General features: G+C 69.0%; 16 protein-coding genes and 2 tRNA genes. 15 read left to right on the plus strand and 3 right to left on the minus strand.

Going from position 1 to position 20426, the window contains the following annotated elements:
- Positions 1 to 39: 39 nt before the first annotated feature.
- On the minus strand, positions 40 to 417 hold the full coding sequence (locus SLV14N_RS26595) for an arsenate reductase family protein (RefSeq protein WP_208684224.1): 378 nt from the start codon (positions 415 to 417) through the stop codon (positions 40 to 42).
- A 113-nt stretch (positions 418 to 530) separates the two neighbouring features.
- Positions 531 to 601, minus strand: a tRNA-Gly gene (locus SLV14N_RS26600).
- 182 nt (positions 602 to 783) lie between these two features.
- Between SLV14N_RS26600 and SLV14N_RS26605 the strand changes: the two genes are divergently transcribed.
- The 5 genes from SLV14N_RS26605 (at position 784) to clpX (ending at position 5597) form a co-directional block, all read left to right on the plus strand.
- A tRNA-Pro gene (locus SLV14N_RS26605) sits at positions 784 to 860 on the plus strand.
- 233 nt (positions 861 to 1093) lie between these two features.
- Positions 1094 to 2482 carry a trigger factor gene (tig, locus tag SLV14N_RS26610; protein ID WP_208684225.1) on the plus strand — a complete coding sequence of 463 codons (1389 nt, stop codon included), beginning with the start codon at positions 1094 to 1096 and terminating at the stop codon, positions 2480 to 2482.
- A gap of 294 nt (positions 2483 to 2776) precedes the next feature.
- Positions 2777 to 3379, plus strand: coding sequence for an ATP-dependent Clp protease proteolytic subunit (locus SLV14N_RS26615; RefSeq protein ID WP_030283915.1), 603 nt, complete (start codon positions 2777 to 2779; stop codon positions 3377 to 3379).
- Positions 3380 to 3445: 66 nt separating this feature from the next.
- Positions 3446 to 4144, plus strand: coding sequence for an ATP-dependent Clp protease proteolytic subunit (locus SLV14N_RS26620; RefSeq protein WP_208688113.1), 699 nt, complete (start codon positions 3446 to 3448; stop codon positions 4142 to 4144).
- Between the two features lie 169 nt (positions 4145 to 4313).
- Positions 4314 to 5597, plus strand: coding sequence for an ATP-dependent Clp protease ATP-binding subunit ClpX (gene clpX, locus SLV14N_RS26625; RefSeq protein WP_208684227.1), 1284 nt, complete (start codon positions 4314 to 4316; stop codon positions 5595 to 5597).
- A gap of 85 nt (positions 5598 to 5682) precedes the next feature.
- On the opposite strand, the gene SLV14N_RS26630 is transcribed toward clpX, so the two are convergent.
- Positions 5683 to 6636 carry a hypothetical protein gene (locus tag SLV14N_RS26630; protein ID WP_208684229.1) on the minus strand — a complete coding sequence of 318 codons (954 nt, stop codon included), beginning with the start codon at positions 6634 to 6636 and terminating at the stop codon, positions 5683 to 5685.
- Positions 6637 to 6799: 163 nt separating this feature from the next.
- Here SLV14N_RS26630 and SLV14N_RS26635 point away from each other — a divergent pair, with 163 nt between their 5' ends.
- The 10 genes from SLV14N_RS26635 (at position 6800) to rodA (ending at position 20423) form a co-directional block, all read left to right on the plus strand.
- Entirely contained in the window at positions 6800 to 9472 is a 2673-nt protein-coding gene (locus tag SLV14N_RS26635) for a valine--tRNA ligase (RefSeq protein ID WP_263271390.1), read from the plus strand.
- Positions 9473 to 9706: 234 nt separating this feature from the next.
- A complete protein-coding gene (locus SLV14N_RS26640) occupies positions 9707 to 11161 on the plus strand; it encodes a penicillin-binding protein 2 (RefSeq protein ID WP_263271392.1) in 1455 nt (484 codons plus the stop codon).
- Positions 11162 to 11293: 132 nt separating this feature from the next.
- Entirely contained in the window at positions 11294 to 12808 is a 1515-nt protein-coding gene (locus SLV14N_RS26645; RefSeq protein WP_208684237.1) for a folylpolyglutamate synthase/dihydrofolate synthase family protein, read from the plus strand.
- A 2-nt stretch (positions 12809 to 12810) separates the two neighbouring features.
- Positions 12811 to 13152: a DUF4233 domain-containing protein gene (locus tag SLV14N_RS26650; protein ID WP_018088261.1), complete on the plus strand. Its 342-nt coding sequence runs from the start codon at positions 12811 to 12813 to the stop codon at positions 13150 to 13152.
- A 240-nt stretch (positions 13153 to 13392) separates the two neighbouring features.
- On the plus strand, positions 13393 to 13806 hold the full coding sequence (gene ndk, locus SLV14N_RS26655) for a nucleoside-diphosphate kinase (protein WP_093644061.1): 414 nt from the start codon (positions 13393 to 13395) through the stop codon (positions 13804 to 13806).
- 294 nt (positions 13807 to 14100) lie between these two features.
- Positions 14101 to 15120: a rod shape-determining protein gene (locus SLV14N_RS26660; RefSeq protein ID WP_003985182.1), complete on the plus strand. Its 1020-nt coding sequence runs from the start codon at positions 14101 to 14103 to the stop codon at positions 15118 to 15120.
- 243 nt (positions 15121 to 15363) lie between these two features.
- Positions 15364 to 16296 carry a rod shape-determining protein MreC gene (mreC, locus tag SLV14N_RS26665; protein ID WP_208684240.1) on the plus strand — a complete coding sequence of 311 codons (933 nt, stop codon included), beginning with the start codon at positions 15364 to 15366 and terminating at the stop codon, positions 16294 to 16296.
- Between the two features lie 3 nt (positions 16297 to 16299).
- The gene (gene mreD, locus SLV14N_RS26670; RefSeq protein WP_208684242.1) at positions 16300 to 17013 is read left to right on the plus strand and encodes a rod shape-determining protein MreD; all 714 of its coding nucleotides are present in this window, start codon (positions 16300 to 16302) and stop codon (positions 17011 to 17013) included.
- Between the two features lie 48 nt (positions 17014 to 17061).
- A complete protein-coding gene (gene mrdA, locus SLV14N_RS26675; protein WP_208684244.1) occupies positions 17062 to 19212 on the plus strand; it encodes a penicillin-binding protein 2 in 2151 nt (716 codons plus the stop codon).
- Positions 19209 to 20423 (plus strand): rod shape-determining protein RodA, encoded by a 1215-nt coding sequence (rodA, locus tag SLV14N_RS26680; RefSeq protein ID WP_208684246.1) that lies wholly within the window; start codon positions 19209 to 19211, stop codon positions 20421 to 20423. The genes mrdA and rodA overlap by 4 nt, the downstream gene beginning before the upstream one ends.
- The last annotated feature ends 3 nt before the right edge of the window (positions 20424 to 20426 follow it).

Raw genomic sequence — 20426 nt, forward strand, 5'->3', positions numbered from 1 at the left:
TCCGCCGGCCCTCCGCCAGGCGCCGCACAAGGTCCCGCCCTACGAGGTCTCGCCCCCGGTCCGCGCCACTGCCTCGCGTACGGCTTCCTCGCTGCGTCCCACCAGCGCCGAGCCGTCGTCGGCGGTGATGATCGGCCGCTGGATCAGCCGGGGGTGCGCCGCCAGCGCCGCGATCCACCGCTCGCGCGCGGCGTCGGTGCGCTCCCAGCTCCCGAGCCCCAGCTCCTTGGCCTCGGCCTCCTGGGTCCGGGTGATGTCCCAGGGCTCCAGACCCAGTCGCGTCAGCACGCCCCGCAGGTCATCGGCGCTCGGCGGGTCCTCGAGGTACTTGCGCACGGTGTACCGGGCGCCTTCCTCGTCGAGGATCTCCACGGCGGAACGGCACTTGGAACACGCGGGATTGAGCCAGATCTCCATGCAGGCCACCTTATTGATCCGCGACCGCGGAGCGAAGAGGGGTGCAGGAACCCGGCTACCCGGTCCGTACAGCGGAAAACCCCAGGCCGACCGGCCTGGGGCTTCCTCCTGCGAGCGGGCGACGGGAATCGAACCCGCGTAGCCAGTTTGGAAGACTGGGGCTCTACCATTGAGCTACGCCCGCGAGCGCCACAGGTCGCACGGACCTCGGCACGCAGTGCATCCTAGCGGGTCGCGGCGGTGCACCGCACATCCCTTCCCGAGGACGGTGCGCGTCGCCGCGTACGCCCCCATCTCCCGCCACCGGGCGCCCCGATAACTGGCAGCCGTAGCGTCGACAGCCATGTACCCTACGTGTCGCACCGACGGGGTGTGGCGCAGCTTGGTAGCGCGTCCGCTTTGGGAGCGGAAGGTCGTCGGTTCGAATCCGGCCACCCCGACCAGTAGCAGGTCAGCCCGACGACACCAGTCGGGCACAACCTCAGCCCACCGTGGCGGCACCGTATGACCGGCCGCTGTTCAAGATCGCGTTGTGGGCGTCATCCTCCTTGCGGTTACTATGCAAGCTGCGTGCCCGTGTGTCTGTGTACCGGGCGTGATCGGCCGGTACCGGAACAGCCGGATACGGGAAGATCTCAAGCAGAACCCCAGAAGTCAGCCCCAAGGAGACCGAACCGTGAAGAGCGCCGTGGAGACCCTGAACCCGACTCGGGTTCGGCTCACTGTCGAGGTGCCCTTCGAGGAGCTCAAGCCCAGCCTCGACGCGGCGTACAAGAAGATCAACCAGCAGGTCACGGTGAAGGGCTTCCGCCAGGGCAAGATCCCGGCGCGCGTCATCGACCAGCGGTTCGGCCGCGGTGCCGTGCTGGAGGAGGCCGTCAACGACGCGCTCCCGAAGTTCTACACCGAGGCGGTCAACGAGGGTGAGCTCAACGTCCTCGGCCAGCCCGAGGTCGACATCACCGAGCTGAAGGACGGCGAGCTGCTGGCCTTCACCGCCGAGGTCGACATCCGTCCCGCCCTCGAGATCCCGGACTACTCCGGCATCGAGGTCGAGGTCGACGCCGTCGAGGTGTCGGACGAGGACATCGACAAGTCCGTCGAGCAGCTGCGTGAGCGTTTCGCCACGACCGCCCCGGTCGAGCGGGCCGCCCAGGACGGCGACGTCCTGACGCTGAACCTCGAGGCCAAGGTCGACGGCGAGGTCCTGGAGGACGGTGTCGCCGAGGGCGTCACCTACACCGTCGGCTCCGGTGAGCTCCTCGACGGCATCGACGAGGCCGTCAAGGGCGTCGAGGCCGGCAACTCCGCCACCTTCACCTCCGAGCTCAAGGGCGGTTCCGCCGAGGGCAAGGAGGCCGAGGTCAAGGTCGAGGTCACCGAGGTCAAGTCCCGCGAACTTCCCGAGCTGGACGACGACTTCGCGCAGCTGGCGAGCGAGTTCGACACCTTCGAGGAGCTGCGCGCGGACAGCCGCAAGCGCCTTGAGCAGATGAAGAAGTACGACCAGGCCACCCAGGCGCAGGAGAAGGTCCTGGACGAGCTGCTGAAGCTCGTCGAGGTGCCGATCCCCGAGAAGCTGCTCGCGGACGAGATCGAGACCCGCAAGCACAACCTGGTCAACCACCAGCTCGGCCAGATGGGCCTCGACCTCGCGAAGTACCTGGAGATCCAGGGCAAGACCGAGGAAGAGTTCGACGCCGAGACCAAGGAGCAGGCCGAGAAGGGCATCAAGACCCAGTTCATCCTGGACGAGCTGGTCAACAAGGAGAAGCTGAACGTCAGCCAGGAGGAGCTCACCGAGCACCTCATGCGCCGCGCGCAGTCCTCCGGTATGTCCCCCGACCAGTTCGCCCAGGCCGTCGTCGAGGGCGGCCAGGTGCCGATGCTCGTCGGTGAGGTCGCCCGCGGCAAGGCCCTCGCGGTCGTCGTCGAGGCCGCCACGGTCAAGGACAGCAACGGCGAGGTCATCGACCTCGACGACGAGGACGAGACCGCCGAGACGGTCGAGGCCGAGGCCGAGGGCACCGACGCCGAGGCCGCCGACGAGAAGCCCGAGGCCTGAGCCCCGGTCGCCTCGCGGCGTCACGAAGACCGCTGATTACGGGCCCGAACACGCACGTCCGCGTGTTCGGGCCCGTACTCGTACCGGACCGGTGAGCCTGCGCTCACAGCGAACAGTTATCGATGCGGGATGGCGTTGTCCGACCTGCGCGTTAGGGTCCGTAGATACGAGGGCAGGGGAGTCCCTGAAACCGCGCCGGGGCGACACACGGCGCCGATCCCCGCGCCCCAGAAGACGACGCTGAGACGGCCTGGAGCCGTCCGACAACGAGCAGGTGGACACGTGACGATCCCGATGCCTTCCGCCGCCGCTGAGCCGACCTTCGGTGGCCTCGGCGACCAGGTCTACAACCGGCTGCTCGGCGAGCGGATCATCTTCCTCGGCCAGCCGGTCGACGACGACATCGCCAACAAGATCACCGCGCAGCTGCTTCTCCTCGCCGCGGACCCGGACAAGGACATCTTCCTCTACATCAACTCCCCGGGCGGCTCGATCTCGGCCGGCTTGGCGATCTACGACACCATGCAGTACATCAAGAACGACGTGGTGACGATCGCGATGGGCCTCGCCGCCTCCATGGGACAGTTCCTGCTGAGCGCCGGCACCCCGGGCAAGCGCTTCGCGCTGCCGAATGCCGAGATCCTCATCCACCAGCCCTCCGCTGGTCTTGCCGGCTCCGCGTCCGACATCAAGATCCACGCCGAGCGGCTGCTGCACACCAAGAAGCGGATGGCGGAGCTGACCGCCTTCCACACCGGTCAGACCGTCGAGCGGATCACCCAGGACTCCGACCGCGACCGCTGGTTCTCCGCCGATGAGGCCAAGGAATACGGCCTGATCGACGATGTCATGACCTCCGCCGCCGGCGTTCCGGGCGGGGGCGGCACGGGCGCCTGAGGCCCCGTACCACTCGCCCTTCAGCCCCCAGCCCACTTGATCGCCACCAGGACGGTGAACACCACGATGAACAACTTCCCCGGCAGCGGCCTCTCGCAGGGCGCCGAGTCCGAGTTTTCCGGCCCGCGCTCCCAGTTCTCCGGCCCGACGGCCGAGGCTCGCTACATCGTCCCGCGCTTCGTCGAGCGCACGTCGCAGGGTGTGCGCGAGTACGACCCGTACGCGAAGCTGTTCGAGGAGCGCGTGATCTTCCTCGGCGTGCAGATCGACGACGCCTCGGCCAACGACGTCATGGCGCAGCTTCTGTGCCTGGAGTCGATGGACCCCGACCGGGACATCTCGATCTACATCAACTCCCCGGGCGGTTCCTTCACGGCGCTCACCGCCATCTACGACACGATGCAGTTCGTGAAGCCCGACATCCAGACGGTCTGCATGGGCCAGGCGGCCTCCGCCGCGGCCGTGCTGCTCGCCGCCGGTACCCCCGGCAAGCGGATGGCGCTGCCGAACGCCCGGGTCCTGATCCACCAGCCGTACAGCGAGACCGGCCGCGGTCAGGTCTCCGACCTGGAGATCGCCGCCAACGAGATCCTGCGGATGCGTTCGCAGCTGGAGGAGTTGCTGGCCAAGCACTCCACCACCCCGATCGAGAAGATCCGGGACGATATCGAGCGTGACAAGATCCTGACGGCCGAGGAGTCCCTGGCGTACGGTCTGGTCGACCAGATCGTGTCGACGCGGAAGTCGTCGGTCTCGATCGGCTAGCGGTCTTCGCACAATGAGCCGGAGCGTTGCCCCCTTGGACCGGGTCGGGACCGAGTGAACCGAGTCCGTCCAAGGGGGGCCCGTACGGGGGGCCCGGCAAGGTACCGTCGATAGGCAAGCACCCGGGTCCGTGGAGCAATACGGATCCCAGGCGAAGGGGAAGCACCTCGTGGCACGCATCGGTGACGGCGGCGACCTGCTCAAGTGCTCATTCTGCGGGAAGAGCCAGAAGCAGGTGAAGAAGCTCATCGCGGGACCTGGTGTGTACATCTGCGACGAGTGCATCGACCTCTGCAACGAAATCATCGAGGAGGAGCTCGCCGAGACCTCCGAGGTGCGGTGGGAGGAGCTCCCCAAACCGCGGGAGATCTACGAGTTCCTGAACGGCTATGTCGTCGGCCAGGATCCCGCCAAGAAGGCGCTCTCGGTGGCCGTCTACAACCACTACAAGCGGGTGCAGGCGGGCGAGAACGGCCCCGGCCGCGGCGATGAGGGCATCGAGCTCGCCAAGTCCAACATCCTGCTGCTCGGCCCCACCGGCTCCGGCAAGACCCTGCTCGCGCAGACCCTCGCCCGGATGCTGAACGTCCCCTTCGCGTTCGCCGACGCCACGGCGCTGACGGAGGCCGGCTATGTCGGCGAGGACGTCGAGAACATCCTCCTCAAGCTGATCCAGGCCGCGGACTTCGACATCAAGAAGGCCGAGACCGGCATCATCTACATCGACGAGATCGACAAGGTCGCCCGGAAGAGCGAAAACCCGTCGATCACGCGGGACGTCTCCGGTGAGGGCGTCCAGCAGGCGCTGCTGAAGATCCTGGAGGGCACCACCGCTTCCGTCCCGCCCCAGGGCGGCCGCAAGCACCCGCACCAGGAATTCATCCAGATCGACACCACGAACGTCCTCTTCATCGTCGGCGGTGCCTTCGCCGGCCTGGAGAAGATCATCGAGGCCCGGTCCGGCGCCAAGGGCATCGGCTTCGGCGCCACGATCCGCTCCAAGCGGGAGATCGAGTCCAAGGACCAGCTCCAGGACGTCATGCCGGAGGACCTGGTGAAGTTCGGGATGATCCCGGAGTTCATCGGCCGTCTCCCCGTCCTCACCTCGGTCCACAACCTCGACCGCGAGGCCCTGCTGCAGATCCTGGTCGAGCCGCGCAACGCGCTCGTCAAGCAGTACAAGCGCCTCTTCGAACTCGACGGTGTAGAGCTCGACTTCGACCGCCCGGCCCTGGAGGCCATCGCCGACCAGGCCATCCTCCGCGGCACCGGTGCCCGTGGTCTGCGCGCCATCATGGAGGAGGTCCTCCAGGCGGTGATGTACGAGATCCCGTCCCGCAAGGACGTCGCCCGCGTCGTCATCACCGAGGACGTCGTCCACTCGAACGTGAACCCGACCCTGGTCCCGCGCAACCGCGGCGACTCGGGGGAGCCGCAGGAGAAGAGCGCGTAAGGCGCGCCCATCGGTTGTACGAGAGCCGCCCGGCAGCGTCCAAGCTGCCGGGCGGCTCTCGTGGTTCCGGGGCGACGTGGGGCCGCTACTTCTCCTTGCGGACCTCGTTGCGGATCTTGGCGGTCTTCTCGGAGAGCTCCTCGGCGCTGGGCGTCGAGGCGGTGGCGGGCCCGGAGGGGGTGGGGGCCGCCACCATCTGGACGAGGCCGAGGGCGCTGTTGTCGCCCCAGATGCAGGTGGAGGCGGTGATGGGCACGGTCACGCCGCCCTGGGAGACCGTGATCTTCTGCGTCCGGCACTTCATCACCGTGCCGTCGAAGTCACTCGGCGAGTACTCGGTCGTCGGAGTGACGTCCTCGATCTTGGCGCTGCGCATGGTCTTCTTCTGGTTCTCGTCGGCCTTCGCGAGCATCTGGCTCACGGCGCCCTCGGGGTCGGCGACGTTTCCGTAGAGACCGGTCACGGTCGCCGTCAGCCCGCCGTCAGCCGTGTACTTGCCCTGGACGCCCTTGCTGTTGGTGATGCCGAGGGCCTTGGCCTCCTTGTCGTTCGAGAAGTCCTCGGCCCCGCCTCCCGTGGGGCTCTTCATCTTGGAGAACTGCGCGTTCAGCAGCTTCTCCGGCAACGAGATCGTGTACGGCTTCACCTCCCCGCCCGAGCCGAAGGCGAAGTACGCGCCCACGCCGATCGCCGCGACGACCGCGACCGCGCCGATGATCAGGCCGACCTTCTTGCCGTTGCCGCCGCTCTCCTCCGGGCCCTGCGGGATCATGCCGTAGGGGGTCTGCTGGCCGCCGTACGGGGCCTGCTGGCCGTAGCCGGGCTGGGCGGGCTGCTGGGGGTAGCCGTAGCCCTGCTGCGGGGGCGCCTGGCCGGCCTGCTGGGGGTAGCCGTAGCCCTGCTGCGGAGGCACCTGGCCGCCTTGCTGCGGATAGCCGTAACCGGGCTGGGGGGCCGGTGGCTGCTGCGGCTGGCCGTACGGGCCCGGCTGCGGGGGCTGCTGTCCGTACGGGCCGGGAGGCGGCTGGTTGAAGCTCATGGAGCGGTTCCCCTCGTGACAACTGAATTCAGTTGAAGTTCTGCGTGTGAAGTTCTGCGATGTTTATGCGCTGCCGACATCCTGTACGACGCCGCTGACAACCGTTGCCCCGGGGGCGAAACCGATTCGAAGCTGCTACATCCGCGCCCGTACACTGTCCGTCGTGACCGAGAACACTCAGCAGAGCAACCACAGCGCCCCCGAACTGCCGACTCAGTACACGCCGGCCGATGTAGAGGGGCCGCTGTACGAGCGCTGGGTAGAGCGGGGCTACTTCGAGGCGGACGAGAAGAGCGACAAGCCGCCGTACACCGTCGTCATTCCGCCGCCGAACGTCACCGGCTCCCTGCACCTGGGGCACGCCTTCGAGCACACCCTCATCGACGCGCTCACCCGCCGGAAGCGCATGCAGGGCTACGAGACCCTCTGGCAGCCCGGCATGGACCACGCTGGTATCGCCACCCAGAACGTCGTCGAGCGCGAGCTCGCCAAGGAGGGCGTCTCCCGGCACGACCTGGGCCGCGAGGCGTTCGTCGAGCGGGTCTGGCAGTGGAAGAACGAGTCCGGTGGCCAGATCTCGGGCCAGATGCGACGGCTGGGCGACGGTGTCGCCTGGTCGCGTGAGCGGTTCACGATGGACGAGGGCCTCTCCAAGGCCGTCCAGACGATCTTCAAGCGGCTGCACGACGACGAACTGATCTACCGCGCCGAGCGCATCATCAACTGGTGCCCGCGCTGTCTGACCGCCATCTCGGACATCGAGGTGGAGTACCAGGACGACGACGGTGAGCTCGTCTCCATCCGGTACGGGGACGTGGAAGGGGCGGAGCGAAGCGACTCCACTGAGGGCGGTGGCGGGCGACGGGCGGGCGCCTCGATCGTCGTCGCCACCACGCGTGCCGAGACGATGCTCGGTGACACCGCGGTCGCCGTCCACCCGGAGGACGAGCGGTACGCCCATCTCGTCGGCACCGAGATCGAGTTGCCGCTGACCGGCCGCCGGATCCCGGTCGTCGCCGATGAGCATGTCGACCCGGAGTTCGGCACGGGTGCGGTCAAGGTCACCCCGGCCCACGACCCGAACGACTTCGAGATCGGCCGCCGGCACGGGCTGCCCAACCTCGCCGTGCTCGACGAGCGCGGTGTCATCACGGCGCACGGCCCCTTCCAGGGCCTGGACCGCTTCGAGGCCCGTTCCGCGATCGTCGGTGCGCTGCGCGCCGACGGCCGGATCGTCGCCGAGAAGCGTCCGTACACGCACTCCGTCGGGCACTGCTCGCGCTGCAAGACCACCGTCGAGCCGCGGCTGTCGATGCAGTGGTGGGTCAGGGTCGGCCCGCTGGCGAAGGCCGCGGGGGACGCGGTCCGCGACGGCAAGGTCAAGATCCACCCCAAGGAGATGGAGTCCCGCTACTTCGGCTGGGTCGACAACCTCCACGACTGGTGCATCTCGCGGCAGCTGTGGTGGGGCCACCGGATTCCGGTCTGGTACGGGCCGGAGGGCGAGGTCGTCTGCGTCGGACCGGACGAGGAGCCGCCGAGCGGCGAGGGGTGGCACCAGGACACGGACGTCCTCGACACCTGGTTCTCCTCCGGGCTGTGGCCGTTCTCCACGCTCGGCTGGCCCGAGCAGACCCCGAGCGTCGAGAAGTTCTATCCGAACTCGGTCCTGGTCACCGGCTACGACATCCTCTTCTTCTGGGTCGCCCGGATGATGATGTTCGGGCTGTACGCGATGGACGGCACCCCGCCGTTCCACACCATCGCGCTGCACGGCATGGTCCGCGACCAGATCGGCAAGAAGATGTCCAAGTCCTTCGGGAACGCGGTCAATCCGCTGGACTGGATGGACTCCTACGGCTCGGACGCCGTCCGGTTCACGCTCGCCCGGGGCGCCAACCCCGGCGTCGACGTCCCGATCGGCGAGGACTGGGTCCAGGGCTCCCGCAACTTCGCCAACAAGATCTGGAACGCCACCCGGTTCGCGCTGATGAACGGTGCGACGGTGGAGGGCGAACTCCCGCCCGCCGAGCAGCTGTCGGCGACCGACCGGTGGATCCTGTCCCGGCTGAACTCGGTTGTCGCCGAGGTCGACGCGTACTACGACGACTACCAGTTCGCGAAGCTGTCGGACACCCTCTTCCACTTCGCCTGGGACGAGGTCTTCGACTGGTACGTCGAGCTGTCCAAGACCACCTTCATGGCGGGCGGCCCGGCCGCCGACGCCTCGCGCCGGGTGCTGGGCGAGGTCCTGGACGTCACCCTGCGGCTGCTGCACCCGATCGTGCCGTTCGTCACCGAGACCCTGTGGACGACGCTGACCGGCGGTGAGTCGGTCGTGATCGCCGAGTGGCCGAAGGACTCCGGCTTCCGGGACACGGCGGCGGAGCGGGAGATCGAGACCGTTCAGCAGGTCGTGACCGAGGTCCGCCGGTTCCGCTCCGACCAGGGGCTGCAGCCGGGCCAGAAGGTCCCCGCCCAGCTGGACCTGTCCGGTACGGCGCTGGCCGCGCACGAGGCCGCGATGCGCTCGCTGCTGCGGCTGCAGCCGGCCGGCGACGGCTTCAGCGCCACCGCCTCGCTGCCCGTCGCGGGTGCCACGGTGGCCCTGGACCTGTCCGGCACCATCGACGTCGAGGCGGAGCGCAAGCGCCTGACGAAGGACCTGGGCGCGGCCGAGAAGGAGAAGGCGCAGGCCACCGCCAAGCTCGGCAACGAGGCGTTCCTGGCCAAGGCGCCGGAGAAGGTCGTGGACAAGATCCGCGGCCGGCTGGAGGCCGCGGAGGCCGACATCGTCCGGATCACCGCGCAGCTGGCTTCCCTGCCCCAGGCGTAACGGCGGCAGACACCGCAGGCCCCTCGTCCTCACGGGCGGAGGGCCTGCGCTGTTCCCGGTCCGCGTGCGGGCGGGTGCCGTCCGGGGGCCGCCGCGCCTGTCCGGGCCCCGGCGGGCGGGGCCCCGGCGGCGGTCCGGCCGTTCTCATCGCCCTCTCATCTGGCCGAGGCACGGTGGACCGGAATGCCGTAGTTGCGGCAGCACCGCACGTCCCGTACCGAGGAGCCGCGCCCCATGAACAAACCCCTGCGACGGGCCGCGGTCTTCTGTCTGGCCCTGATCGTCGCGCTGATGGGCTGGGCCACCTGGCTCCAGGGTGCGAAGGCCGGCGACTACAGGGAGGACCCGCACAATCCGCGGGTGACGATCGGCAAGTACGCGGCGCCGCTGGGCAACATCCTCGTCGACGGGCAGCCGGTCACCGGCTCCGCCGCCACCTCCTCCTCGCTGAAGTACAAGCGGACCTACAAGGACGGCCCGCTGTACGCGCCGGTCACCGGCTTCACCTCGCAGATCTTCGGCAGCAACCAGCTGGAGAGCCTGAACGGCGATCTCCTGGACGGCTCCGACAGCCGGCTGCAGAGCCCTGCCGACGCGCTGACCCGTAAGCGGGCCAAGGGCGGCGATGTGGCCACCACCATCGACGCCGCGGTGCAGAAGGCCGGCTACCGGGCGCTGGGCGGCAAGAAGGGCGCCGCGGTCGCCATGGACCCGGCCACCGGCCGGATCCTGGGCATGGTGAGCACCCCCTCGTACGACCCGGGGACGTTCGCCGGGTCCGCCGGCACCGACCAGAAGGCGTGGCGGAAGATGTCCGGTGACGCGGACCACCCGGAGGTCAACCGGGCGCTGCGGCAGCCGCTGCCGCCCGGCTCCACCTTCAAGCTGGTGGTCGCCGCGGCCGCGCTGGAGAACGGTCTGTACCCCTCGGTGGACGAGCCCACCACCAGCCCCGACCCGTACACCCTCCCGCACACCCGCACCGAGCTCACCAACGAGAACAAGGCCGCGCCCTGCAAGAACGCGGACATCCGCACCGCGCTCCAGTACTCCTGCAACACCGTCTTCGCGAAGATGGCCGTCGACCTGGGCAAGGACAAGGTGAAGGCGCAGGCCGAGAAGTTCGGCTTCAACGACGGCGAGGTGGACACCCCGGTGCGGGCCGGCAAGAGCGTCTACCCCAAGAACATGGACGAGGCGCAGACCGCGCTGTCCGGGATCGGCCAGTTCGACGACCAGGCAACCCCGCTGCAGATGGCGATGGTCACCTCGGCCCTCGCGAACGGCGGCGAGCTGAAGACCCCGCAGCTGGTCGACAAGCTGACCGACGGCGGCGGCAACACCGTCGAGGAGAACGGCCCGAAGACGTACGGCGACGGCAAGGCCATGTCGGCGCGCTCGGCCCGGCAGCTGCAGTCGGCGATGCAGACGGTCGTGGACAAGGGCACCGGCTCCGGCGCGAAGATCGGCGGACTGACTGTCGGCGGCAAGACCGGCACCGCCCAGCACGGTGTCGACAACAGCGGTACGCCCTACGCCTGGTTCGTCTCGAACGCCGAGGACGGCAAGGGGCACCGGGTGGCGGTGGCCGTGATGGTCGAGGACGGGCACGCCGCCCGCAACGAGGTCTCCGGCAACGGGCTGGCGGCCCCGATCGCGCGGGCCATGATGAGGGCGGCGCTGCCGTAGGCGCCGGTCGGCCCCCGGCGTAGGGGCGCACGCCGGGGCGCGGACCGGGCCGGCCGCCCCCGGCCGCGGCGCGGTACCGGCGGAGGGCAACGCAGCGCACCGCTGTCACACGTGCCTCGTAGACTGGTCGGCGTGAGCGAGCGCCCCCAGAACGACGACCCCGACCCGACCGACGCCTTCGACGAAATGGTCGAGGCGGAGACCGACCGTGACCCGGATCTTGCGGTGATCGAGGCCGGCAGCCGCACCTTGCGCGCCCAGGCCGGCCCGCCGCAGGGGGACGGGATCCCCGCCCGGCCGGCCGATCCCGAGGTCGACCGTGCGCTGCGCGCCGTCGAGGAGGAGCTGGCGGGCCGCTGGGGTGAGACCAAGCTCGACCCGTCGGTGCAGCGCATCGCGGCGCTGCTGGACATTCTCGGCTCGCCGCAGCGGGCCTACCCGTCCATCCACATCACCGGCACCAACGGCAAGACCAGCACCGCCCGCATGATCGAGGCCCTGCTGGCCGCCTTCGACCTGCGCACCGGCCGCTACACGAGCCCGCACGTCCAGTCCATCACCGAGCGGATCAGCCTGGACGCCGCGCCGATCTCCGCCGAGCGCTTCATCGAGACATACCGCGACATCGCCCCGTATGTGGAGATGATCGACGGCCAGCAGGAGTACCGCCTGTCGTTCTTCGAGGTGCTGACGGCGATGGCGTACGCCGCCTTCGCGGACAGCCCCGTGGACGTCGCGGTCGTCGAGGTCGGCATGGGCGGCACCTGGGACGCGACGAACGTCATCGACGGCGATGTCGCCGTGATCACCCCGATCTCGCTGGACCACACCGACCGGCTGGGGGAGACGCCCGAGCAGATCGCCGGTGAGAAGTCCGGGATCATCAAGAAGGACGCCACGGTCGTGCTGGCCCAGCAGCCGGTGGACGCGGCGTCGGTGATGCTCAAGCGCGCGGTCGAGGTGGACGCCACGGTCGCCCGTGAGGGCATGGAGTTCGGGGTGCTCTCCCGGGAGGTGGCCGTCGGCGGGCAGATGCTGACGCTGCGCGGGCTGGGCGGCGAGTACCCGGAGATCTTCCTTCCGCTGTACGGCGCCCATCAGGCGCACAACGCCGCGGTGGCCCTTGCCGCGGTCGAGGCGTTCTTCGGCGTCGGCTCGGAGCACGCCCGCACGCTGGACATCGACACCCTCCGCTCCGCGTTCGCCGCGGTCACCTCGCCCGGCCGGATGGAGGTCGTGCGCCGCAGCCCGACGGTCGTGCTGGACGCGGCCCACAACCCGGCGGGTGCGCGGGCGGCGGCCGAGGCCGTCACCGAGGCATTCGGGTTCAGCCGGCTGGTCGGCGTGGTCGGCGCCAGCGGGGACAAGGACGTACGGGGCTTCCTGGAGGCCTTCGAGCCGATCTTCGCCGAGATCGTGGTGACGCGTAATTCCAGCCATCGTGCGATGGATCCGGATGAGCTGGCGGCCATCGCCGTCGAGGTCTTCGGCGCCGAGCGGGTCCAGGTGGAGCCGCGGCTCGACGACGCCCTGGAGGCGGCGATCACCCTCGCCGAGGAAGAGGGCGAGTTCTCCGGCGCCGGTGTGCTGGTGACCGGCTCGGTGATCACGGTCGGCGAGGCCCGGCTGCTCATGGGGAGGAGCTGACCATGCGCACGCTGTGTGCCGGCACTCTGATAGGCGAATTCTTCGTGATCGGTTTCGCCGGCCTGGTCGCGATGCAGATGACCGAGCTGTCCACGGCCACGGTCTGGACGGTCAGCGGGATCGCGATGCTGCTGAGCCTGCTGCTGTGCGGGATGCTGACCCGTCCGGGGGGCGTCCAGCTCGGCTGGGCGCTGCAGATCGCCCTGATCGCCAGCGGCTTCGTGGTCCCGACGATGTTCTTCCTGGGTGCGGTCTTCGCCGCCCTGTGGTGGGCGTCGGTCCATTTCGGCCGCAAGATCGATGAGGCGAAGGCCCGTTGGGCGGAATCGCCTACGGCGGGTTGATTTCCACGTTCTCGGGTGCGGCGCCGTCGCGCCCGCGGCGGGCGTGATCCGCTGCGCGGGGCTGTCGGGTGCGGTGACGGACCTCCGGGGCCGGTGTCCAGGACCGCTTCGCTTGACGTCCTGGGCACCGGCCCCTCCGGCCCGTCCCCTCCTGTGGGTGGGTGGGTAAAGGCCCGATGGGCTCTCCCCTGTAGCCTCAGTGCACCCGCTGACCGTTGTTCATATCCAGGGAGTCCCTCCGTGAGCCAGCGCACCCTCGTCCTCCTCAAGCCTGACGCCGTCTCGCGCGGTCTGATCGGCGAGATCATCGGCCGTATCGAGAAGAAGGCCGGCTGGACGATCAGTGCGCTGGAGCTGCGCAGCCTGGACCGCGGGATCCTGGAGCAGCACTACGCGGAGCATGTCGGCAAGCCGTTCTACGAGCCTCTGGTCGCGTTCATGTCCTCCGGTCCGGTCGTCTCGATGGTCGTCGAGGGCGAGCGGGTGATCGAGGGCGTACGGGCGCTGGCCGGTCCGACTGACCCGATTGCCGCGCCGAGTGGGTCCATTCGTGGGGACTTCGGAACGATCACCCGGGAGAATCTGATCCATGCCTCGGATTCCGAAGAGTCCGCAGAGCGTGAGATCAAGATTTTCTTCCCCGGCATTTCCTGACACTTCATCAGCTGCACACCCCCCGTGACCTGGGGCGACCGACGAAATCATCGGTCGCCCCTTGGTGTATACGACACGATCGGGGGAACGCATCTCCGCGACACGACGTCACCATTGAGGGGGGCGGGTGCGTGTACGGCTGACAATGGCGGAACAGCCTCCCGACGTGTTCGAGTGGGCGCACTACGAACTACGATGGAGGCTTCCGCGCCTCACAGCGCATCACCTCCTGCCGACCTCCAGTAAGCATTCGCTCCAGTTGGGAAGGCCAGACGTATCCTCATGGGGAACAACATGTCGTTCATCGGCCGTGACATGGCTGTCGACCTCGGGACCGCCAACACGCTGGTGTACGTCAGGGGCCGCGGAATCGTCCTCAACGAGCCGTCGGTCGTGGCCATCAACACCAACACCGGCGGGATCCTCGCGGTGGGTGCTGAGGCGAAGAAGATGATCGGGCGCACGCCCGGCAACATCGTCGCCGTACGGCCCCTGAAAGACGGCGTGATCGCCGATTTCGAGATCACCGAGCGGATGCTCCGCTACTTCATCCTGAAGATCCACAAGCGCCGCTACCTGGCCCGTCCGCGGGTCGTCGTGTGCGTCCCCTCCGGTATCACCGGAGTGGAGCGCCGTGCGGTGATCGAGGCCTCGACCCAGGCCGGCGCGCGCCAGGTCCACATCATCGAGGAGCCGATGGCCGCGGCGATCGGGTCCGGTCTGCCGGTCCACGAGGCCACCGGCAACATGGTCGTGGACATCGGCGGCGGCACGACCGAGGTCGCGGTCATCTCGCTCGGCGGCATCGTCACCGCCCAGTCCATCCGGGTGGCCGGCGACGAGCTCGACAACGCGATCATCCAGCACATCAAAAAGGAGTACAGCCTTCTGCTGGGCGAGCGCACCGCCGAGAGCATCAAGATCACCATCGGTTCGGCGTACGACCTCGAGCAGGACGAGCACACCGAGATCCGCGGCCGTGACCTGGTCTCCGGCCTCCCGAAGACCGTCGTCATCTCGGCCGCCGAGGTGCGCAAGGCCATCGAGGAGCCGGTCAACTCCATCGTCGACGCGGTCAAGACGACCCTCGACAAGTGCCCGCCGGAGCTGTCCGGTGACGTCATGGACCGCGGCATCGTGCTCACCGGAGGCGGCGCCCTGCTCCGCGGCCTCGACGAGCGGCTGCGCCGCGAGACCGGTATGCCCATCCACATCGCCGAGGACCCGCTCGACTCCGTCGCGCTCGGTTCCGGCAAGTGCGTCGAGGAGTTCGAGGCGCTCCAGCAGGTCCTCGACTCCCAGCCGCGCAGGTAGCAAGGGCCGGGGAACCGACCGCGCCGCGCCGCCGAGCGGCGGCCGCGGCGGTCGGGCACCCCGGCGACAGCGGCCGGTCCGTCCGCCGGACCGGCCGACATACGGGCACAACCTCCCGACAGACACGGTGCACTGACGCTTCACCGTCCGGCACCGTCACACAGGCACAACGCTCAACTCCCGAACGAGACCGGCGGGGCCCGCAGCCGGCCGGTCCTACGAGGAAGGACACGGCCGCCGCACGTGAGGGACACACGAGAGAGCCGGCTGCTGCTGGTGCTGCTGGTCGCGATCGCGTTCGCGCTGATCACGGTCGATATCCGCGGCGGCGAACAGTCCCCGCTCGATGGTGCCCGGCAAGCCGCCGCCTCCGCCTTCGGCCCGGTCGAAAGCGGCGTCGCCCGCGTCGTCGACCCGGTCGGCAACGCGGTCGGTGCCGTACGGGACTCCGGCCGGCGGCACGACCGGATCAGCAAGCTGGAGCACGAGAACGAGGCCCTGAAGGCCAAGCTCGGCTCCTCCGACCGGAACCGCAGCCGCGCCGCCGAGCTCGACAAGATCCTCAAGACCGCCGGCACCGGCCAGTACGCCATCAAGGGCGCCCAGGTCATCGCCATCGGCTCGGCCCAGGGCTTCTCCTGGACCGTCACCATCGACGCCGGCAGCCGCGACGGCATCCGCCGCGACATGACCGTGCTCAACGGCGACGGGCTGGTCGGCCGGGTCACCACCGTCGGCACCGGCACCGCCACCGTCCTGCTGGCCGCCGACCCCGACTTCACCGTCGGCACCCGCATGGAGAAGACCAACGAGATCGGCTTCGCCAACGGGCAGGGCGTCCGCTCGCTGCGCGTCCAGCTCCTCAACGGCCGGGCCAACATCAAGAAGGGCGACCGCCTGGTCACCTTCGGCTCCAGCAAGGACAAGCCGTTCGTGCCCGGGGTGCCCGTCGGCAAGGTCGTCAGGGTCGAGCCGTTCAACGGCGATCTGACCCGCAACCTCCAGGTCCGGCCCTTCGTCTCCTTCTCCCAGCTCGACATCGTCGGCGTCGTCGTCCAGCCGCCCCGTGAGGACCCGCGCGACACCGTGCTGCCGCCCCAGCCGGCCAAGCCCAAGCCGACGCCGACGGTCACCGTCACGGCCACCCCCTCCGCGAGCGTTCCTCCCAGGAGCTGACCGATGCGCATCAACCGGATTCTGCTCTCGGCCCCGCTGGTGGTCGTCGCCCTCGTCATCCAGGTCACCATCCTCGCCAGACTCCAACTGCCCGGCGCCGTACCGGACCTGCTGCTGCTCGTGGTGGTCGGCCTGGCGCTGGTCTACGGCCATGTCGGCGGCGCCCTCCTCGGCTTCTTCGCCGGGCTGCTGGCCGACCTCGCCCCGCCGTCCGACCACGCCATCGGCCGCTATGCGCTGGTGCTCTGCGTCATCGGCTACGCCGCGGGCCTGACCAAGCCGGAGTCCGGCCGGCACCGCTCGGCGACCGTGCCGCTGATCGTCGTCATCGGCGCCGCGATCGGCTCGACGCTGATGTACGCGGGCGTCGGCGCGCTGGTCGGCGACACCGCCGCCCGGCACGTCGGCATCGTCGGACTGCTGCTCAGCGCCACCCTCTACGACCTGCTGCTGGCCCCGTTCGTGGTCCCGCTGGTGATGGCGGCGGCGCGCAGAACCGAGGGTGATCCACTGACCGGCGACGGCTCCGGCAGCCCGAGCGGCTCCGCCGGCACCTCCGGGTACGGCTGGCTCACCACCGGCACCGGTCTCAAGGCCAGCCGCGGCGCCATGAAGTCCGTGCGCTCGGGCGCCCGGATCGGCAGCCAGCGCGGCGGTCTGCTCGGCAAGTCGGCCCGCGACAAGGTGGGCCGTATCAAGGGGGTCAAGCGGCTGTGACGCTCTCCCGTTCTTCGACCACGACCCCTCATGGAGGCGCGGCGCGCCATGAGTAATCTCCCGGAAACCCGGACCTCCCGGGTCAGCGTCCGGCTCATCGCGATCCAGATCCTGGTCTTCTCGCTGCTGCTCACTCTCGGCGGCCGGCTCTGGTATCTGCAGATCCGCAACGGCACGGAGTACGCCACCGAGGCGAGAAACAACCACGTCCAGCAGGTCATCGAGCCCGCCACCCGCGGCTCCATCCTCGACGCGCGCGGGGTGCCGCTGGCCGACAACCAGACCCGTCTGGTGGTGTCGGCCAGCCGCACCGAGCTGCTGAAGATGAAGGACGACGGCAAGGGCGTGCTCGGCCGGCTGGCCAAGGTGCTCGGCATGTCCGAGAAGGAGATCCGCAACAAGGTCCGGCTCTGCGACTCCAAGACGCCGCAGCCCTGCTGGAACGGCTCGCCCTACCAGCCGATCCCGATCACCGACGAGGCCACCACCCAGCAGGCCCTCCAGATCCGCGAGCGCTCCGAGGACTTCCCCGGTATCAGCGCCGAACCGACCGCCGTCCGCCGCTACGCCGCCCCGGGCAACGCCAACACCGCCCAGGTCCTCGGCTATCTCTCGCCGGTCACCGACGAGGAGATCAAGAAGGCCGAGCACAGCCGTTCGCCGCTGCTGCGCTCCGACCAGATCGGCCGGTCCGGTCTGGAGCGGACGTACAACGACGCGCTGCGCGGCAAGGCCGCCGTCACCCGCTACGAGGTCGACAACCTCGGCCGGGTCATCGGCCAGGCGAAGAGCGAGAAGGGCAAGGCCGGTGCCAGCGTCGTCACCAGCATCGACGCCCGGGTGCAGGGTCTGGCGGAGAAGCAGCTGGACCAGGCCATGAAGGATGCCCGTAAGCAGCACGACAAGAACACGGGCACCAACTACAAGGCCGACTCGGGCGCCGTCGTCGTCATGGAGGCGAAGACCGGCCGGGTGGTGGCGATGGCCTCCAACCCCACCTACGACCCCAACTCCTGGGTCGGCGGAATCTCGGGCAAGGACTACGCCCGCCTCACCGGCAAGGACTCCAACTACCCGCTGCTGAACCGCGCCATCCAGGGACAGGCCGCCCCCGGCTCGATCTTCAAGGTCATCTCGACCGCGGCCGCGGTCAACGCGGGCTATGACTTCAACGGCCACTACCCCTGCACCAGCTCGTACAGCATCGGCGGCCAGGTCTTCAAGAACTTCGAGTCGCAGAGCCATGGCGCGATCAGCCTCGGCCGGGCGCTGGAGGTCTCCTGCGACACCGTCTTCTACAAGCTCTCGCACGACGAGTGGAGGAGGGACGGCGGGGACAAGCCGAAGAAGGGCGCCAAGAACTGGTTCTACAAGACGGCCCACCAGTTCGGCCTCGGCAAGGAGACCGGTATCGACCTCCCCAACGAGGTCACCGGCCGGGTCCCCGACCGCAAGTGGAAGAACGACTTCTGGAAGGCCAACAAGGCCGGCTGGTGCGAACAGGCCAAGGCCTGGCCGAAGAAGAAGGACTTCGGCACCAAGCTCGCCCGGGAAGGCTGCCTGGAGGGCATGAAGCTGCACGCCTACGACTCGATCAACTACGCCATCGGGCAGGGCGACACCCTCGTCACCCCGATGCAGATGGCGACCATCTACGGCGCGATCAGCAACGGCGGCACGCTCTACAACCCGACCGTGGGCAAGGCCGTCGTCAGCCCCGACGGCAAGCACATCCAGCGGATCAAGCCCCGGTCGCACGGCAGGCTGCCGGTGTCCCGGAAGACCCTCGGGCAGATGGACGGCGCCCTCGCCGGTGTCGCCACCCGCGGTACCGCCGCCTGGCGGTTCGGCGGCTGGCCGCAGGACAAGATCCCGATGCACGCCAAGACCGGTACGGCCGAGGTCTACGGCAAGCAGACGACCTCGTGGTTCGCGACGTACACCAAGGACTACACGATCGTCATGACCATCTCCCAGGGTGGTACGGGCTCCGGCGCCTCCGGCCCCGCCGTGCGCAACATCTACAACGCCCTGTACGGAGTCGACGAAAAGGGCGGCATCGACCCGAAGGCCGCGCTGCTCCCCAAGCCGGAGGCCAAGCTGCCCAAGATCGAAACTGATGGCAGCATCCGGTCCCAGCCCATCAAGCCGTATGTCCCGCCGTCGCCGTCGCCGTCCGCATCGGAGAGCCCACAGTGACGACCAGCCACACCTCCCGGGCGTTCTCGGTCCGGCGTTACACTCCCGAGCTCGGCACCTGGGGCAAGCTGACGGCGCGTGATTCGGTGCTGCGCAAGCTGGACTGGATACTGCTGTCGTCCTGTCTGGTGCTGTCGCTGGTGGGCTCGCTGCTGGTCTTCTCCGCCACCCGCAACCGCACCGAGCTCAACCACGGCGACGAGTACTACTACTTCCTGCACCATCTGCTGAACCTCGGTATCGGCCTGGCGCTGGCCGGCGGCACGATCTGGCTCGGCCACCGCACGCTGCGCGGCGCCGTCCCGGTCCTCTACGCCCTCTCGGTCGTGCTGGCGCTGCTGGTGCTGACCCCGCTGGGTGCCACCATCAACGGCTCACGTTCCTGGCTGGCGATCCCCGGCGGCTTCTCCCTCCAGCCCGCCGAGTTCGCAAAGATCACCATCACGCTGGGCATGGCGATGCTCCTGGCGTCCCGGGTCGACGCGGGGGACCGCCCGCACCCCGACCACCGCACCGTCGTCCAGGCCCTCGGGCTGGCCGCCGTCCCCGTGGTCGTCATCATGCTGATGCCCGACCTCGGCTCGGTGATGGTGCTCGGCGCCGTCATCCTCGGCGTACTGCTCGCCTCCGGCGCCTCCAACCGCTGGATCCTCGGACTGGTCGGCACCGGTGTCGTCGGCTGTGTCGCGGTCTGGCAGCTCGGACTGCTCGACGACTACCAGATCGCCCGCTTCGCCGCCTTCGCCAACCCGAGCCTCGACCCGGCCGGTGTCGGCTACAACACCAACCAGGCCCGGATCGCGATCGGCGGCGGCGGACTGACCGGATCCGGTCTCTTCCACGGCAGCCAGACCACCGGCCAGTTCGTCCCCGAACAGCAGACGGACTTCATCTTCACCGTCGCCGGTGAGGAGCTCGGCTTCCTGGGCGCGGGCCTGATCATCGTCCTGCTCGGTGTGGTCCTGTGGCGCGCCTGCCGGATCGCCCGCGAGTCCACCGAGCTCTACGGCACGGTCGTGGCCGCCGGCATCATCGCGTGGTTCGCCTTCCAGTCCTTCGAGAACATCGGGATGACCCTCGGGATCATGCCCGTCACCGGCCTCCCGCTGCCGTTCGTCTCCTACGGCGGCACCTCCATGTTCGCGGTCTGGATCGCGATCGGGCTGCTCCAGTCGATCCGGGTGCAACGCCCGCTGTCGGCGTCCCGCTGACGC

Source organism: Streptomyces sp. Je 1-4 4N24 (assembly GCF_026239515.1).
GTDB lineage: Bacteria > Actinomycetota > Actinomycetes > Streptomycetales > Streptomycetaceae > Streptomyces > Streptomyces nigrescens.

Excerpts from the sequence above, each read along its gene's own strand:
- SLV14N_RS26630 (WP_208684229.1), bottom strand. The coding sequence starts at position 6,636 with ATGAGCTTCAACCAGCCGCCTCCCGGCCCGTACGGACAGCAGCCCCCG.
- SLV14N_RS26640 (WP_263271392.1), top strand. The coding sequence starts at position 9,707 with ATGAACAAACCCCTGCGACGGGCCGCGGTCTTCTGTCTGGCCCTGATC.
- SLV14N_RS26595 (WP_208684224.1), bottom strand. The coding sequence starts at position 417 with ATGGAGATCTGGCTCAATCCCGCGTGTTCCAAGTGCCGTTCCGCCGTG.
- mrdA (WP_208684244.1), top strand. The coding sequence starts at position 17,062 with ATGAGTAATCTCCCGGAAACCCGGACCTCCCGGGTCAGCGTCCGGCTC.
- SLV14N_RS26615 (WP_030283915.1), top strand. The coding sequence starts at position 2,777 with ATGCCTTCCGCCGCCGCTGAGCCGACCTTCGGTGGCCTCGGCGACCAG.
- mreD (WP_208684242.1), top strand. The coding sequence starts at position 16,300 with ATGCGCATCAACCGGATTCTGCTCTCGGCCCCGCTGGTGGTCGTCGCC.
- SLV14N_RS26650 (WP_018088261.1), top strand. The coding sequence starts at position 12,811 with ATGCGCACGCTGTGTGCCGGCACTCTGATAGGCGAATTCTTCGTGATC.
- SLV14N_RS26620 (WP_208688113.1), top strand. The coding sequence starts at position 3,446 with ATGAACAACTTCCCCGGCAGCGGCCTCTCGCAGGGCGCCGAGTCCGAG.
- SLV14N_RS26660 (WP_003985182.1), top strand. The coding sequence starts at position 14,101 with ATGTCGTTCATCGGCCGTGACATGGCTGTCGACCTCGGGACCGCCAAC.